Origin of the sequence: Streptomyces incanus (assembly GCF_042656345.1) — a bacterium.
Lineage (GTDB): Bacteria > Actinomycetota > Actinomycetes > Streptomycetales > Streptomycetaceae > Streptomyces > Streptomyces incanus.
In genome coordinates this window covers 42,506-57,535 of the sequence record NZ_JBHSPC010000084.1, presented here as the reverse complement: position 1 = coordinate 57,535, position 15,030 = coordinate 42,506, and the positions used below count along the sequence as shown (strand labels likewise).

At 72.3% G+C, this 15,030-nt stretch carries 13 protein-coding genes; 8 read left to right on the top strand and 5 right to left on the bottom strand.

What is annotated here, in order from left to right:
- Window positions 1–280: 280 nt before the first annotated feature.
- The gene (locus ACFP2V_RS25665) at window positions 281–1,243 is read right to left on the bottom strand and encodes a DeoR/GlpR family DNA-binding transcription regulator (RefSeq protein ID WP_381217103.1); all 963 of its coding nucleotides are present in this window, start codon (window positions 1,241–1,243) and stop codon (window positions 281–283) included.
- Window positions 1,244–1,455: 212 nt separating this feature from the next.
- A complete protein-coding gene (locus ACFP2V_RS25660) occupies window positions 1,456–2,904 on the bottom strand; it encodes an NAD(P)H-quinone dehydrogenase (protein ID WP_381217100.1) in 1,449 nt (482 codons plus the stop codon).
- A 97-nt stretch (window positions 2,905–3,001) separates the two neighbouring features.
- Between ACFP2V_RS25660 and ACFP2V_RS25655 the strand changes: the two genes are divergently transcribed.
- The 3 genes from ACFP2V_RS25655 to ACFP2V_RS25645 all read left to right on the top strand — a co-directional run bounded on the left by ACFP2V_RS25655 (window position 3,002) and on the right by ACFP2V_RS25645 (window position 6,714).
- Window positions 3,002–3,532: a gamma-glutamylcyclotransferase family protein gene (locus ACFP2V_RS25655; RefSeq protein ID WP_381217098.1), complete on the top strand. Its 531-nt coding sequence runs from the start codon at window positions 3,002–3,004 to the stop codon at window positions 3,530–3,532.
- 414 nt (window positions 3,533–3,946) lie between these two features.
- Window positions 3,947–4,771, top strand: a complete 825-nt coding sequence (locus tag ACFP2V_RS25650; protein WP_381217095.1) for a purine-nucleoside phosphorylase — start codon at window positions 3,947–3,949, stop codon at window positions 4,769–4,771.
- A 290-nt stretch (window positions 4,772–5,061) separates the two neighbouring features.
- The gene (locus tag ACFP2V_RS25645) at window positions 5,062–6,714 is read left to right on the top strand and encodes a phospho-sugar mutase (RefSeq protein WP_381217092.1); all 1,653 of its coding nucleotides are present in this window, start codon (window positions 5,062–5,064) and stop codon (window positions 6,712–6,714) included.
- A gap of 132 nt (window positions 6,715–6,846) precedes the next feature.
- On the opposite strand, the gene ACFP2V_RS25640 is transcribed toward ACFP2V_RS25645, so the two are convergent.
- Entirely contained in the window at window positions 6,847–7,668 is an 822-nt protein-coding gene (locus tag ACFP2V_RS25640; RefSeq protein ID WP_381217089.1) for a PH domain-containing protein, read from the bottom strand.
- Window positions 7,669–7,966: 298 nt separating this feature from the next.
- Here ACFP2V_RS25640 and deoC point away from each other — a divergent pair, with 298 nt between their 5' ends.
- From deoC to ACFP2V_RS25625, 3 genes are read left to right on the top strand one after another with little or no spacing between them, the layout of a single operon-like run.
- Window positions 7,967–8,965: a deoxyribose-phosphate aldolase gene (gene deoC, locus ACFP2V_RS25635; protein WP_381217086.1), complete on the top strand. Its 999-nt coding sequence runs from the start codon at window positions 7,967–7,969 to the stop codon at window positions 8,963–8,965.
- 5 nt (window positions 8,966–8,970) lie between these two features.
- A complete protein-coding gene (locus tag ACFP2V_RS25630) occupies window positions 8,971–10,521 on the top strand; it encodes an aldehyde dehydrogenase family protein (protein ID WP_381217083.1) in 1,551 nt (516 codons plus the stop codon).
- Window positions 10,514–11,485 carry an aldehyde dehydrogenase family protein gene (locus tag ACFP2V_RS25625; protein WP_381217080.1) on the top strand — a complete coding sequence of 324 codons (972 nt, stop codon included), beginning with the start codon at window positions 10,514–10,516 and terminating at the stop codon, window positions 11,483–11,485. The genes ACFP2V_RS25630 and ACFP2V_RS25625 overlap by 8 nt, the downstream gene beginning before the upstream one ends.
- 135 nt (window positions 11,486–11,620) lie before the next feature.
- On the opposite strand, the gene ACFP2V_RS25620 is transcribed toward ACFP2V_RS25625, so the two are convergent.
- On the bottom strand, window positions 11,621–12,013 hold the full coding sequence (locus ACFP2V_RS25620; RefSeq protein WP_381217077.1) for a hypothetical protein: 393 nt from the start codon (window positions 12,011–12,013) through the stop codon (window positions 11,621–11,623).
- 142 nt (window positions 12,014–12,155) lie between these two features.
- On the opposite strand from ACFP2V_RS25620, the gene ACFP2V_RS25615 reads away from it, so the two are divergent.
- Complete coding sequence (locus tag ACFP2V_RS25615) at window positions 12,156–12,833, top strand: uridine kinase (RefSeq protein ID WP_381217074.1); 678 nt, start codon at window positions 12,156–12,158, stop codon at window positions 12,831–12,833.
- 287 nt (window positions 12,834–13,120) lie between these two features.
- Here the strand turns inward: ACFP2V_RS25615 and ACFP2V_RS25610 are convergent, their stop codons facing one another.
- Window positions 13,121–13,873 carry a SigE family RNA polymerase sigma factor gene (locus ACFP2V_RS25610; protein ID WP_381217071.1) on the bottom strand — a complete coding sequence of 251 codons (753 nt, stop codon included), beginning with the start codon at window positions 13,871–13,873 and terminating at the stop codon, window positions 13,121–13,123.
- Between the two features lie 275 nt (window positions 13,874–14,148).
- On the opposite strand from ACFP2V_RS25610, the gene afsQ1 reads away from it, so the two are divergent.
- Complete coding sequence (gene afsQ1, locus ACFP2V_RS25605) at window positions 14,149–14,826, top strand: two-component system response regulator AfsQ1 (protein WP_381217121.1); 678 nt, start codon at window positions 14,149–14,151, stop codon at window positions 14,824–14,826.
- Window positions 14,827–15,030 lie beyond the last annotated feature (204 nt).

Sequence of the window (15,030 nt, the reverse complement as noted above, 5' to 3'; positions counted from 1 at the left end):
CCGGTGAAGCCGGTGGCCGGTGAAGCCGGTGGCCGGTGAAGCCGGTGGCCGGTGAAGCCGGTGGCCGGTGAAGCCGGTGGCCGGTGAAGCCGGTGGCCGGTGAAGCCGGTGGCCGGTAACCCCGGTGGCCGGTGGCGGTGACGCCGATGGCCGGTGACCCCGGTGGCCGGTGCGCCTGCGCGGGGGCGGAGTTCCGGCATGCGGATGTGGGCTACGGCCTACACCCGGGACGGTGCGGGGCACCCGTCCGTGCCGGGCGTAGGCCGTAGCCATCGCCCACTCACCGCCTGCGCAGATCCGCGACCCGTGCCCGCTCCGTGCTCTGGGCCTGTTCGGCCGCACCCAGGCCCACCGCCGACCGCAGCCCCGGACCCTGTCGACGGGGCCCCGGCAGCGGCACGTCCCGGCGCTGCTGCTGGCGTGCCGGGGCCCCGTCACCCCCCGGGCCCGCGGTACCTCCCGGTGCTCCGGCCACGGCGATCTGGACGCCCTGGTCGGCGAGTGCCTGCAACTCGGTGCCCGCGCGGTCGTCGTGCGCGGGCGGCTCGTCCGTCACCAGGCGGGTGATGAGGTCCGTGGGCACGGTCTGGAACATGGTGTCCATGCCGAGCTTGCCGTGGTCGGCGAGGACCACCACCTCCGCGGCGGCCTGCACCAGCGCCCGGTCGACGGAGGCCGACAGCATGTTGGAGGTGGACAGCCCACGCTCGGCGGTCAGCCCACTGCCGGAGAGGAAGGCCCTGGACACCCGCAACCCCTGGAGGGACTGTTCGGCACCGCTGCCGACGAGGGCGTAGTTCGAACCGCGCAGCGTACCGCCGGTCATCACGACCTCGACCCGGTTGGCGTGCGCCAACGCCTGGGCCACGAGCAGGGAGTTGGTGACGACGGTCAGCCCGGGCACCCGGGCCAGCCGGCGGGCCAGCTCCTGCGTGGTGGTGCCCGCACCGACCACGACGGCCTCGCCCTCCTCCACGAAACTCGCGGCGAGGTCGGCGATGGCGGTCTTCTCGGCGGTCGCGAGATGGGACTTCTGCGGGAAGCCGGACTCTCGCGTGAAACCACCCGGCAGTACCGCACCGCCGTGCCGGCGGTCGAGGAGTCCTTCTGCCTCCAGCGCGCGCACGTCCCGCCGTACGGTCACTTCGGAGGTCTGGACGACGCGGGCGAGTTCACGGAGCGACACGGCCCCGTTCGCTCGCACCATTTCGAGGATCAATTGGCGACGTTCTGCAGCGAACACGAAACTGACAGTAACTCCAGCGACCGTCTGCTTTCAGCACTTTGCGCTGAATAGCGGAAGTTGTTCGTACGCCCGACCGTCAAGTGGTATAAGCGCCAAGTGATGGCCTGGTTGCGCCGCTCATGCCACGTAAGCACTCCGCAACTCCCTGTGACCAACAGGGAGTTGACGGCGAGTCGGTGGGCGCCGGTGGGGAGCCGGGCTCGACTCCGTCAGGCTTCCCCGGTCATCTTCCGCGTGTGCAACTGCCGTGCCACTTCGGCGATCGAACCCGACAGCGAGGGGTACACGGTGAAGGCGTTCGCGATCTGCTCGACCGTCAGGTTGTTGTCGACCGCGAGCGAGATGGGATGGATCAGCTCCGAGGCACGCGGTGCGACCACGACGCCGCCCACCACGATCTCGGTACCCGGCCGGCAGAAGATCTTGACGAATCCGTCGCGGATGCCCTGCATCTTCGCGCGGGGGTTGCGCAGCAGCGGCAGCTTCACGACCCGCGCGTCGATCTTCCCCGCGTCGACGTCGGCCTGGGTGTAGCCGACGGTGGCGATCTCGGGGTCGGTGAACACGTTCGACGAGACGGTCTTCAGGTTCAGCGGAGCGACCGTGTCGCCCAGGAAGTGGTACATGGCGATGCGCCCCTGCATCGCCGCCACCGACGCCAGCGCGAAGACCCCGGTGACGTCACCGGCCGCGTACACGCCGGGGGCGCTGGTGCGGGAGACCCGGTCGGTCCAGATGTGCCCCGAGTCGCGCAGCCTGACCCCGGCCTCCTCGAGCCCCATGCCCGCGGAGTTCGGGACGGCGCCCACCGCCATCAGGCAGTGCGACCCGGTGATGACCCGCCCGTCCGCGAGCGTCACCTCCACCCGGTCCCCGACCCTCTTCACGGACTGGGCGCGCGAGCGCGCCATGACGTTCATGCCGCGGCGGCGGAAGACGTCCTCCAGCACCACGGCGGCGTCCGGGTCCTCGCCCGGCAGCACCCGGTCGCGCGACGACACGAGCGTGACCTTCGAGCCCAGCGCCTGGTACGCACCGGCGAACTCGGCGCCGGTCACACCGGAACCGACCACGATGAGCTCCTCGGGGAGCTCGTTCAGGTCGTACACCTGGGTCCAGTTCAGGATGCGCTCGCCGTCGGGCCGGGCGTCGGGCAGCTCACGCGGGTGGCCGCCGGTGGCGATGAGCACCGCGTCGGCGATCAGCGTCTCCTCGGTCCCGTCGGCGGCCCAAACGACGATCTTGCGCGATCCGTCCAGGGCCTGCATGCCCTCGAGCCGTCCGCGGCCGCGCAGCACCCGGGCGCCGGCCCGCGTCACGGACGCGGTGATGTCGTGCGACTGGGCCAGGGCCAGCCGCTTCACGCGGCGGTTCACCTTGCCCAGGTCCACGCCCACCACCCGGGCGGCCTGCTCGATGTGCGGGGTGTCGTCGGCGACGATGATGCCCAGCTCCTCGTAGGAGGAGTCGAAGGTGGTCATCACCTCGGCCGTGGCGATCAGGGTCTTGGACGGCACGCAGTCGGTGAGGACCGACGCCCCGCCCAGGCCGTCCGAGTCGACGACGGTCACCTCCGCGCCGAGCTGAGCGGCGACCAGCGCCGCTTCGTATCCGCCGGGTCCGCCACCGATGATCACGATCCGAGTCACGTACTCCATTGTCCCGCACCCTCCACCGTGCGACCGCCCCGGGGTCCGGCCGTGGCTCCCCTGTTACCGGAGTGGTCCGCGGTACGGCTGCCGTACGCTCTCCACCATGTCGCTCTACGCCGCGTACGCCGGCAACCTCGACGCGCGGCTGATGTCCCGCCGCGCCCCGCATTCGCCGCTGCGCGCCACCGGCTGGCTGAACGGGTGGCGGCTGACCTTCGGGGGCGAGAACTGGGGTCTGCCCTGGCCGGGCGGACCGGACGGCGGCCTGTCGGCCGAGGACGGGACCGGGACACGAATCGGGGCCGGGATCGGGAACGGGACCGAGAGCGGGACCGGGGCGCTCGCGACGATCGTCGAGGACCACTTCGCACAGGTCTTCGTCGCGCTGTACGACATCGCCCCCATGGACGAGGAGTCCATGGACCGCTGGGAGGGCACGGGCCTGGACATCTACCGGCGCACCCGCGTCCGCGTGCACACCCTGGACGGCGAGGAATCCGCCTGGACCTACGTCCTGAACGCCTACGAGGGCGGCCTGCCCTCGGCCCGCTACCTGGGCCAGGTCGCCGACGCGGCGGAATCCGCGGGCGCGCCCCACGACTACGTGATGGAACTGCGCAAGCGTCCCTGCTGAGCACAGGCGCTCACACGGAGCAGCTTCGCGCACCAGCCCGCAGGAACCCGCCCGTACGAAACCGCCGTACGAGGCCGGGTCGTGTCCCGCGTCGTGGCGCGGGGGATCAGGCGTGACGCGTTCCGGTACGAGGCCCCTGCCGGCCTCCCAAGGGACGGCGGTCCACGAGGCGCCCCGCTGGGACGGGTCGAACGCCCGGTCCGGCGGAGCCGCCGTCCCCGACCCGCGGATTCCGGCGCCCTGACCGGCCGCACCACCCGGCGGGACGCCATCCGAAGCCACCGCAGGAAGCCGCGCGCCGGAGCCGCGCGCCGCAGTCGGTCCGTTCTTCGTCGGAAACGACAGGACAACGATCGCGAGCCCGTGAGCTACAGCATCTACGCGCGTAGGCGAACACCGGCTACTCTCATCCGCGTGAACGCTTCTCTTCTTCCGGACGACATCCAGGGCGACCCCCACGCCGCAGCCGACGCCGCAGCCGCGCGCCTGCGTGAGCTCACGGGCGCCGAGACCCACGACGTCGCCCTCGTGATGGGCTCCGGCTGGGCACCGGCCGTGGACGCCCTCGGTGCCCCCGACGCCGAGTTCCCGGTCACCGAGCTGCCCGGTTTCCCGCCGCCCGCGGTCGAGGGCCACGGAGGCACGATCCGGTCCTACCGCGTCGGCACCAAGCGCGCCCTGGTCTTCCTGGGCCGCACCCACTACTACGAGGGCCGCGGCGTGGCCTCCGTCGCGCACGGCGTCCGCACCGCCGTCGCCGCCGGCGCCAAGACGGTCGTCCTGACCAACGGCTGCGGCGGTCTGCGCGCGGGCATGCGCCCCGGCCAGCCGGTCCTGATCAGCGACCACATCAACCTCACGGCCACCTCCCCCATCGTCGGCGCCAACTTCGTCGACCTCACCGACCTGTACTCCCCGCGTCTGCGGGCCCTGTGCAAGGAGATCGACGCGAGCCTGGAGGAGGGCGTCTACGCCCAGTTCCCCGGCCCGCACTACGAGACCCCGGCGGAGATCCGCATGGCGCGGGTGATCGGGGCGGACCTGGTGGGCATGTCGACGGTGCTCGAGGCCATCGCGGCGCGGGAGGCGGGTGCGGAGGTGCTCGGCATCTCCCTGGTCACCAACCTCGCCGCCGGCATGACCGGTGAGCCCCTCAACCACGAGGAGGTCCTCCAGGCGGGCCGCGACTCGGCCACCCGGATGGGCACCCTCCTGACCCAGGTCCTGGGCCGCCTGTAGGAGAACCCTTCACAGGACCCCTCGAGCAGGACCCCTTCCCGGGACCCCACAGGACCCGACGCCGTGGGCGAATCCGGCGGACCCGGGGCACGAGTCCGCCGACCGTGACACGCTCCGGGACCGTGTCACGGTCGCGGCCGGAGCACCCGGCTCCGGCGGTACGGGCTCGCGGAGCCCGGAACGCCGGGCCGAATCGACCAGCAGCATCAGGACCCGCGCCGGGCCCTCTCCCCGGGACCCCTTCGCGGGGTGGGACGACGCACCGAACCATTCGAGAGGCTGACCGACACGTGCACGACGACCTGACCACTCGCGCCCGTACCTGGCTCGCCGAGGACCCCGACCCCGAGACCCGCGCGGAACTCGCGGCGCTCCTCGACGCCGACGACGTCACCGAACTCGCCGCCCGTTTCAGCGGCACCCTCCAGTTCGGCACCGCGGGCCTCCGCGGCGAGCTGGGCGCCGGCCCGATGCGTATGAACCGCGCCGTCGTCATCCGCGCGGCCGCCGGCCTCGCCGCGTACCTCAAGAGGCAGGGGCAGACCGGCGGCCTCGTCGTGATCGGCTACGACGCCCGCCACAAGTCGGCGGACTTCGCCCGCGACACCGCCGCCGTCATGACGGGCGCCGGGCTCCGGGCCGCCGTCCTGCCCCGGCCCCTGCCCACCCCGGTGCTCGCCTTCGCCATACGGCACCTCGGCGCGGTCGCCGGGGTCGAGGTCACCGCCAGTCACAACCCGCCCCGCGACAACGGCTACAAGGTGTACCTCGGCGACGGCTCCCAGATCGTCCCCCCGGCCGACACGGAGATCGCCTCCGAGATCGCGGCCGTCGGGTCCCTGAACGACGTACCCCGCCCCGACGCCGGCTGGGAGACCCTGGACGACTCCGTCCTGGACGCCTACCTCGCCCGCACGGACGCAATCCTGGCCAAGGGCTCCCCCCGTACCGCCCGCACGGTCTACACGGCGATGCACGGCGTCGGCAAGGACGTCCTGCTCGCCGCCTTCGCGCGGGCCGGTTTCCCCGAGCCGGTCCTGGTCGCCGAGCAGGCCGAACCCGACCCGGACTTCCCCACCGTCGCGTTCCCCAACCCGGAGGAGCCCGGGGCGATGGACCTGGCCTTCGCGACGGCCCGCGAGGCGGAGCCGGACCTGGTCATCGCCAACGACCCGGACGCCGACCGCTGCGCCGCGGCCGTCAAGGACACCGAGGGGGGCGGCGACGGTGACGGAGGCTGGCGCATGCTGCGCGGCGACGAGGTGGGGGCACTGCTCGCCGCCCATCTGGTCCGCCGCGGGGCGACCGGCACGTTCGCCGAGTCGATCGTCTCGTCGGCCCTCCTCGCCCGCATCGCCGAGCAGGCGGGGCTGCCGCACGAGGAGACGCTGACCGGCTTCAAGTGGATCGCCAGGGTCGAGGGCCTGCGCTACGGCTACGAGGAGGCGCTGGGCTACTGCGTCGACCCGGACGGCGTACGCGACAAGGACGGCATCACGGCCGCCCTGCTCCTCGCCGAGCTGGCCTCCGAGCTGAAGGAGGAGGGCCGTACCCTCCTGGACCTCCTCGACGACCTCGCCGTGGCCCACGGCCTGCACGCCACCGACCAGTTGTCCGTCCGCGTCGAGGACCTGTCACTCATCGCGGACGCGATGCGCCGGCTGCGTGAGAACCCCCCGGCCGAACTGGCCGGCCTGCCGGTCACCGAGGCCGAGGACCTGACCCGGGGCACGGACGCCCTGCCGCCCACCGACGGCCTGCGCTACACCCTCCGGGGCGCCCGCGTCATCGTCCGCCCGAGCGGTACGGAGCCCAAGCTGAAGTGCTACCTGGAGGTCGTCGTCCCGGTCACCGCGCGGGGCGATCTTCCCTCGGCCCGCACCGAGGCGGCGGCCCTGCTGGCCGCGATCAAGCGGGACCTGAAGGCGGCAGCCGGCATCTGAGCGACCCGTCCGGGCGACCGGCGCGGGGACCCCGCGCCGGAGGGCACATGGGGAAGCACGCGGGACAGCACGACAGGGGGCTGCCGGATCGGCAGCCCCCTGTCGTACCGCCCTTCAGTGGGCCGGGGTCCCTCAGCGGAGCCCCAGCAGGACCGCCAGCAGCACGGCGCCGGCCAGCGACGGGGCGAGGATCTCGTAGGACCACCGCACGCTCACCTCGCCCTGCGCGCCCGCCTCGCCCCCTCGGCGCTCGCGCAGTTCGCGCAGTTCGTCCATCGACTGGTCGGTCCGCGCCCGTTCGACACCGGTCGGCCGGTCCGGGGTGCCCGGGGCGGAGCCCCCGCTCCGGACCGCGCCCCCGCCCGGGGAGGTCTCGGCCCGCAGCTCCCGCCGCGACGCCCGCTTGCGGGCCCGCAGCGACACGGGCAGGGCCCAGAGCTGGTATTTGGTGCCGTCGTCGGAGAAGACCTCGTTGGTGTAGCCGGAGCGCAGTGAGGCCACCCGTCCCCAGGGCAGCGTGATCGTGCGGAAGGGGTTGCGGACGCGCAGCCGGTCCTCGTTGGCGTACACCGCGGGGACCAGCGTGTAGGCGGCCACCAGGGGCACGAGGAACAGCAGCGCGGCGAGCGCCAGCCATGGGGTGTCGCCCTCGCCGACGAGCACGGCGTCGACACCGAGCCAGCAGGCGAGGCCGAGGATCAGCGCGCCGCCGACGAACCCCGAGGTCGACCGGTAGACCCGGTCGGCGTACTTGGGTTCCGAGGCCGCCCGGCCCACCGTCCCCGCCTGGCCCGCCGGTCCCTCCGACGCCCCTGAAGCCGCCGGGGACTCCGACGCCGCCGAAGGCTCCGACGGTCCGGAGGAGGGGGCGGAACCGGTGGACTGGGCAGGCTCGGTGGACTGGGCAGGCGCGGCGGGCTCCCGGTCGGACGGTTGAGGCTCGGGGGTCGTCATGCCCCCGATTCTGCCCGACGCCCGCACCCGCACGGGCAGGCGGTGGGCGGGGCTGGGCGGGGTCCTGATGCCGCTGGTCGATTCGGCCCGGCGTTCCGGGCTCCGCGAGCCCGTACCGCCGGAGCCGGGTGCTCCGGCCGCGACCGTGACCCGGTCCCGGAGCGTGTCACGGTCGGCGGACTCGTGCCCCGGGTCCGCCGAACCCGCCCACGGCGCCGGGCCGGGCCCCGCCCCTGTTCCTGAACGACCCGGAGGGCTGTACAGCCGCTACGCGCGTAGATATGCTCGGCTGGTGACCATGTCCTCCACTGCACCCTCCTCCCCCCAGCCCTCGCCGGCACCCGAGCGGGTCGGTGTCCCCGCCGCGCTGAGCGACGTGACCGCGTCCGACAGCACGCTGCGCCGCTTCCTGCACGGGCTGCCCGGCGTCGACGCGGTCGGTCTGGAGGCGCGTGCCGCCTCGCTCGGCACCCGCTCGATCAAGACGACCGCGAAGGCCTACGCCATCGACCTCGCCATCTCGATGGTCGACCTGACGACGCTGGAAGGCGCGGACACCCCGGGCAAGGTCCGGGCGCTCGGCGCGAAGGCGGTCCGCCCCGACCCGTCCGACCGTACGGCGCCCGCCACGGCCGCGGTCTGCGTCTACCCCGACATGGTGGCCACGGCCAAGGAGGCCGTCGCCGGCTCCACGGTCAAGGTCGCCTCCGTGGCGACCGCCTTCCCGGCCGGCCGCGCCCCGCTCACCGTCAAGCTGGCCGACGTCCGGGAGGCCGTCGCCGCCGGTGCCGACGAGATCGACATGGTCATCGACCGCGGCGCGTTCCTCGCGGGGAACTACCGGAAGGTGTTCGACGAGATCACCGCCGTGAAGGAGGCCTGCGGGGCGAGCGCCCGGCTGAAGGTCATCTTCGAGACGGGCGAGCTGTCGACGTACGACAACATCCGCCGGGCGAGCTGGCTCGGCATGCTGGCCGGCGCGGACTTCATCAAGACCTCCACCGGCAAGGTGGCGGTGAACGCCACGCCCGCGAACACGCTCCTGATGCTGGAGGCGGTCCGCGACTTCCGTGCGCAGACCGGGATCCAGGTCGGTGTGAAGCCGGCCGGCGGCATCCGCACCACCAAGGACGCGATCAAGTTCCTCGTCCTGGTCAACGAGACCGTCGGCGAGGACTGGCTGGACAACCACTGGTTCCGCTTCGGCGCCTCCTCCCTTCTGAACGACCTGCTGATGCAGCGCCAGAAGCTGGCCACCGGCCGCTACTCCGGCCCCGACTACGTGACGGTGGACTGATCACCATGAGCAAGAAGAACAAGAAGACCAGGCAGGCAGCGGTCGCGTCGGCCGCCGAGGCCGGCGGGACCGTCGCCGCCACCGTGCACGCCGCGCCCGCCGCGCCCGCCGCACCGAAGAAGTCGTCCGCGTTCGCATACGCCCCGGCGCCCGAGTCCCGCGCGGTCGTCGACATCGCCCCGTCCTACGGCCTGTTCATCGACGGCGAGTTCACCGAGGCGGCCGACGGCCGGGTCTTCAAGACCGTCAGCCCCGCCACCGAGGAGGTCCTCTCCGAGGTCGCGCAGGCCGGTGAGGCGGATGTGGACCGTGCGGTGCAGGCGGCCGGGAAGGCCTTCGCGACCTGGTCGGCGCTGCCCGGCGCCGAGCGGGCCAAGTACCTGTTCCGCATCGCCCGGATCATCCAGGAGCGCAGCCGCGAGCTGGCCGTCCTGGAGACGCTGGACAACGGCAAGCCGATCAGGGAGACGCGGGACGCCGACCTGCCCCTGGTCGCCGCGCACTTCTTCTACTACGCGGGCTGGGCCGACAAGCTCGAGCACGCCGGCTACGGGGCGAACCCGCGCCCCCTGGGCGTGGCCGGCCAGGTCATCCCCTGGAACTTCCCCCTGCTCATGCTCGCGTGGAAGATCGCCCCGGCGCTCGCGACCGGCAACACGGTCGTCCTCAAGCCGGCCGAGACCACCCCCCTCTCCGCCCTCTTCTTCGCGGACGTCTGCCGCCAGGCGGGCCTGCCCCGGGGCGTCGTCAACATCCTTCCCGGATACGGCGACGCGGGCGCCGCGCTGGTCGCCCACCCGGACGTGAACAAGGTCGCCTTCACCGGCTCCACGGCGGTCGGCAAGCAGATCGCGCGGACCGTCGCCGGGACCCGCAAGAAGGTCACGCTCGAACTCGGCGGCAAGGGCGCCAACATCGTCTTCGACGACGCCCCGATCGACCAGGCCGTCGAGGGCATCGTGAACGGCATCTTCTTCAACCAGGGCCAGGTCTGCTGCGCGGGCTCCCGCCTGCTGGTCCAGGAGTCGATCCACGACGAGCTGCTCGACTCCCTCAAGCGCAGGCTCTCCACCCTGCGCCTGGGCGACCCCCTGGACAAGAACACCGACATCGGCGCGATCAACTCCGAGGAGCAGCTCGCGCGGATCACCTCGCTCGTCGAACAGGGCGAGGCGGAGGGCGCCGAGCGCTGGTCGCCGGCCTGCGAACTCCCGGAGAGTGGCTACTGGTTCGCGCCGACGCTGTTCACGGGCGTCACCCAGGCGCACACCGTCGCGCGGGACGAGATCTTCGGCCCGGTGCTGTCGGTGCTCACCTTCCGCACCCCGGACGAGGCCGTCGCCAAGGCCAACAACACGCCGTACGGCCTGTCGGCGGGCATCTGGACGGAGAAGGGCTCCCGCATCCTGGCCGTGGCGAACAAGCTCCGCGCGGGTGTCGTCTGGTCCAACACGTTCAACAAGTTCGACCCCACCTCGCCGTTCGGCGGCTACAAGGAGTCGGGATTCGGCCGCGAGGGCGGCCGCCACGGCCTGGAGGCGTACCTCGATGTCTGAGAAGACCGGCACGAACGTGAAGACCGGCACCGCGGGCCCGGCCGACGGCACCGAGCAGCGGCGGCTGAGCGTCTTCAAGACCTACAAGCTGTACGTCGGCGGGAAGTTCCCGCGTTCCGAGAGCGGCCGGGTGTACGAGGTGACCACAGGGACATCAGCCGCTGACACGGCGGGCAGCGGCGACTGGCTGGCGAACGCCCCGCTGTCGTCCCGCAAGGACGCCCGGGACGCGGTGGTCGCCGCCCGCAAGGCGTTCGGCGGCTGGGCCGGGGCGACGGCGTACAACCGCGGTCAGGTCCTCTACCGCGTCGCGGAGATGCTGGAGGGCCGCCGGGAGCAGTTTGCCGCGGAGGTCGCCGACGCGGAGGGCCTGTCGAAGGCGAAGGCCGCGGCGCAGGTGGACGCGGCGGTCGACCGCTGGGTCTGGTACGCGGGCTGGACGGACAAGATCGCCCAGATCGTCGGCGGCGGGAACCCGGTCGCCGGCCCGTTCTTCAACCTGTCCTCCCCCGAGCCGACCGGCGTGGTCGCCGTCCTGGCACCCCAGGAGTCGTCCTTCCTGGGCCTGGTCTCGGTTCTCGCCCCGGTGATCGCGACCGGCAACACCGCGGTCGTCATCGCCTCGGAGAAGGCCCCGCTCCCGGCGCTCTCGCTCGGCGAGGTCCTGGCCACCTCCGACGTGCCCGGCGGTGTGGTCAACATCCTGTCCGGCCGTACGGCGGAGATCGCCGCGCCGCTGGCCGCGCACCAGGACGTCAACGCGATCGACCTCGCGGGCGCCGACGAGGCGCTCGCGAAGGAACTGGAGATCGCCGCGGCCGACAACCTCAAGCGCGTCCTGCGTCCACAGCCTGTGGACGACTGGGCGACGACACCGGGCACCGACCGCATGACGGCGTTCCTGGAGACCAAGACGGTCTGGCACCCGACGGGTTCCCTGGGCGCCTCGGGCTCCGCCTACTGACGGGGGCCGCCGCAGCCCGGAGAGCCGCGTCCTCCGTCCGGAAGGGGCGCGGCTCTCCGCACGTCCGCCTGTCCGCCGGATATTTCACGGAACATCCGACGGATACCTCTCGGGGCGTTCTGCGGATGCCTCGGCTCAGCCGGCCAGCATTCCCGTCGCCTGCCCGGCGACCGGAATGGCGTCGATCGACTCCGCCTGGGCCACCGGGTCGGTCACCGCGCGGGAGTCCACCGGCTTGAAGTCGGCGACCTGGGTGCCGACGCCGTTGTCGAGCGGGTCGACGCCCGTGCCCGCCAGCGGGTTGGGCTTCAGACCGGAGACCGGGCCCGCGACATGGCCGACCGTGCCCGTCAGGGGCTGCACGCCGGTCTGCGGGGCGACGGCGCCGAGCGACGCGGGACGGCCCTGGGGCGCCTGAGAGTCCGCCGCCGCCGCCGTCGCGCTCACCCCCAGGGCCACCCCCGCGGTCGCCAGGGCGGCCAGGGCGCGCCGGGCGGTCGGCTTCCCGGGTACTGCGTGTCGGGCCATCGCTGCTGCCACCTCTCGCCTTCGCCGATCACTCCCGCTGAGTAATCGGATCGACGCGAAGCGTAGTCGAGATGTGGTACGCGCCTCAAAGCGGACCCGCACGGTCGTACGACACCCGTTCGATGCCTCAGACTGGTGTCCCGTGAGTTCCCAGTCGCCCTTCTCCGCGCGTGTCGTGCTGCTCTGCGGCCCCTCCGGCTCCGGCAAGTCCCTCCTCTCGGCCCGCTCCGGCCTGCCCGTGCTGCGGCTCGACGACTTCTACAAGGAGGGCGACGACCCGTCACTTCCCCTTGTTGCGGGCAGTTCCGACATCGACTGGGACCACCCCGGTTCCTGGGACGCGGACGCCGCCGTCACCGCGATCGACCGGCTGTGCCGTACGGGTCGCACTGATGTGCCCGTCTACGACATCGGCCTGAGCGCCCGTACGGGCGCGTCGCACGTGGACTTCGGCGCTGCCCCGCTGTTCATCGCGGAGGGCGTCTTCGCCGCGGAGATCGTCGCGCGCTGCGGCGAGCTGGGCCTCCTGGCCGACGCGCTGTGCCTGAGCCGGGGGCCGGTGAAGACCTTCCGCCGCCGCTTCCTGCGGGACCTCAGGGAAGGCCGCAAGTCCGTGCCGTTCCTGCTGCGCCGCGGCTGGCGGCTGATGCGGCTGGAGCGGTCGATCGTCGCCCGCCAGACCGCGCTCGGCGCGCACGCCTGCGATCGCGACGAGGCGCTGACCCGCCTGGCGACCGCGCGGGGCGGCACCGGTCCGGCCGGAGCCGATACCCGCACGATGGGCACGACGCGTACGACGCGTACGCCCGCACAGTCGTAGCCGGCACCGCGCCGACACAACCCACCGCACCCACAGGAGCGGGGCTGGAAGGGCCCCCCGGCCCTTCCAGCCCCGCTCCCTTGTACTCCCCCCGTTGTCCCCCTCGTTCCCCCTTTTCGCTCCCCCCGCATCCCCTTGCCCCCTCGGGACCCCCGGATCCCTTGTGGCTCCCCACTCCGCGGCGACGTCCCCCGACGTCCCCGCGTCCCCCGTTACTTGCCCCGGCTCCCCTCTGAGATCCCCCGATCCCCTCGGTTCCCCGGTTCCCCCGTACTCCCCCCGTACCTTCAGGCGACCAACTCGCCGAAGGCGTCCTCCTCGTCACGGCCGAAGTTGAGGACCTCGTCGTCGCGCAGCCGGCGCAGCGACCGCCAGATGCTCGACTTCACCGTGCCGACACTGATGCCGAGGATGTCCGCGATCTCCGGGTCCGTACGGCCCTCGTAGTAGCGCAGGACCAGCATGGTGCGCTGGAGCTCGGGCAACCGGGCCAGCGCCTGCCACAGGACCGCGCGCAGCTCGGTGCCGCGCATCGCGTCCGTGTCGCCCACCGTCTCCGGCAGTTCCTCGGTCGGGTATTCGTTCAGCTTGCGGCGACGCCACGCGCTGATGTGCAGGTTGGTCATGGTGCGGCGGAGGTATCCGCCGACCGCGGCCTTGTCACTGATCCGGTCCCACGCCCGGTAGGTCGAGAACAGGGCGCTCTGCAGCAGGTCCTCGGCCTCGAAGCGGTCGCCGGTCAGGTGATAGGCGGTCGCGTACAGGGAGGCGCGTCGCTCCTGGACGTAGGTGGTGAACTCCACCTCCGACAGCGAACGGCGCTCCCCCTGCTCCTCCCCGTACGCGCTTCCCCCGTGTGTTTCCCCCGTGTTCCCCGTGCCCCCCGTGGGCGCGTCGATCACCGTCATGAAGCCGGTGTGACGCCCGGTGCCGCGACCGCACCCCCGTTTGGTCGCGGCACCGGCCTTCTCGCCACCTCGGTGCACGTCGTGCAGACGCGTGACGACTGCGCTGTTGCTGGTGCCGTGCAGCGTGTTCATCTCGCGTCCCCCGTCGTGGACTTCCGGTGTGTTCGTCTTGCCGTGCCGCTTACTGCCCTGCTGTCCTGCTGATGACCAAAAGCTTGCCGGGGCGACTTCATCACCGTGTCCGCCGACTGTCACAGGCCTGTCACAGGAGCCGTCCGTGGCGCGGAGCCGCCGTCGCACACACCTTCTTCACCGGCGTCGGTGCACGTAGCCGCTCTTATCCGGTCCCACCGGGCATCTGCCCCCACGGGTCGAACAGGGAGCCCTCCATGGGCCAGAATGAGGCTGTGCCTTCCCTGTTGCTGATCGAGGACGACGACGCCATCCGCACGGCCCTGGAGCTCTCACTGACGCGCCAGGGTCACCGCGTGGCGACCGCTGCCAGCGGTGAGGACGGTCTGAAGCTGCTGCGCGAGCAGCGGCCGGATCTGATCGTGCTGGACGTGATGCTGCCCGGCATCGACGGATTCGAGGTGTGCCGGCGCATCCGGCGCACCGACCAGTTGCCGATCATTCTGCTGACCGCGCGCAACGACGACATCGACGTCGTGGTCGGCCTGGAGTCCGGCGCCGACGACTACGTGGTCAAACCCGTGCAGGGCAGGGTGCTGGACGCCCGGATCCGGGCGGTACTGCGCCGCGGGGAGCGGGAGTCCAGCGACTCGGCGAGCTTCGGCAGCCTGGTCATCGACCGCTCGGCGATGACCGTGACGAAGAACGGCGAGGACCTGCAGCTGACGCCGACCGAGCTGCGCCTGCTGCTCGAACTGAGCCGGCGTCCGGGCCAGGCGCTGTCCCGGCAGCAGTTGCTGCGGCTGGTGTGGGAGCACGACTACCTGGGCGACTCGCGGCTCGTGGACGCCTGCGTCCAGCGGCTGCGCGCCAAGGTCGAGGACGTACCGTCGTCCCCGACCTTGATCCGTACCGTGCGCGGTGTCGGCTACCGACTGGATCCGCCTCATTGAACCCTCCCCCGGCCGAAGCAGAGGGATTCCTGGCTCAAGCAGCTCATCCGCTCAGCGAGCGAACGAGCCCGACGCTCTCGGCGCCGGCCGGGACGGAACCTGCCCGATCGCACGTCGGCACAGAAGGTGCGCGTGCCGGGCTCTCGCACCGCACGGCGGTCGCCCTGTCCGACCGTGCAGGCGGTTTTTCTCCTTTGGGGCGAA

What these genes read in the sequence shown, in the direction of transcription:
- ACFP2V_RS25660 (WP_381217100.1), bottom strand. Translation starts at nt 2,904, where the DNA reads ATGGAGTACGTGACTCGGATCGTGATCATCGGTGGCGGACCCGGCGGA.
- ACFP2V_RS25655 (WP_381217098.1), top strand. Translation starts at nt 3,002, where the DNA reads ATGTCGCTCTACGCCGCGTACGCCGGCAACCTCGACGCGCGGCTGATG.
- ACFP2V_RS25640 (WP_381217089.1), bottom strand. Translation starts at nt 7,668, where the DNA reads ATGACGACCCCCGAGCCTCAACCGTCCGACCGGGAGCCCGCCGCGCCT.
- deoC (WP_381217086.1), top strand. Translation starts at nt 7,967, where the DNA reads ATGTCCTCCACTGCACCCTCCTCCCCCCAGCCCTCGCCGGCACCCGAG.
- ACFP2V_RS25630 (WP_381217083.1), top strand. Translation starts at nt 8,971, where the DNA reads ATGAGCAAGAAGAACAAGAAGACCAGGCAGGCAGCGGTCGCGTCGGCC.
- ACFP2V_RS25625 (WP_381217080.1), top strand. Translation starts at nt 10,514, where the DNA reads ATGTCTGAGAAGACCGGCACGAACGTGAAGACCGGCACCGCGGGCCCG.
- ACFP2V_RS25620 (WP_381217077.1), bottom strand. Translation starts at nt 12,013, where the DNA reads ATGGCCCGACACGCAGTACCCGGGAAGCCGACCGCCCGGCGCGCCCTG.
- ACFP2V_RS25610 (WP_381217071.1), bottom strand. Translation starts at nt 13,873, where the DNA reads ATGAACACGCTGCACGGCACCAGCAACAGCGCAGTCGTCACGCGTCTG.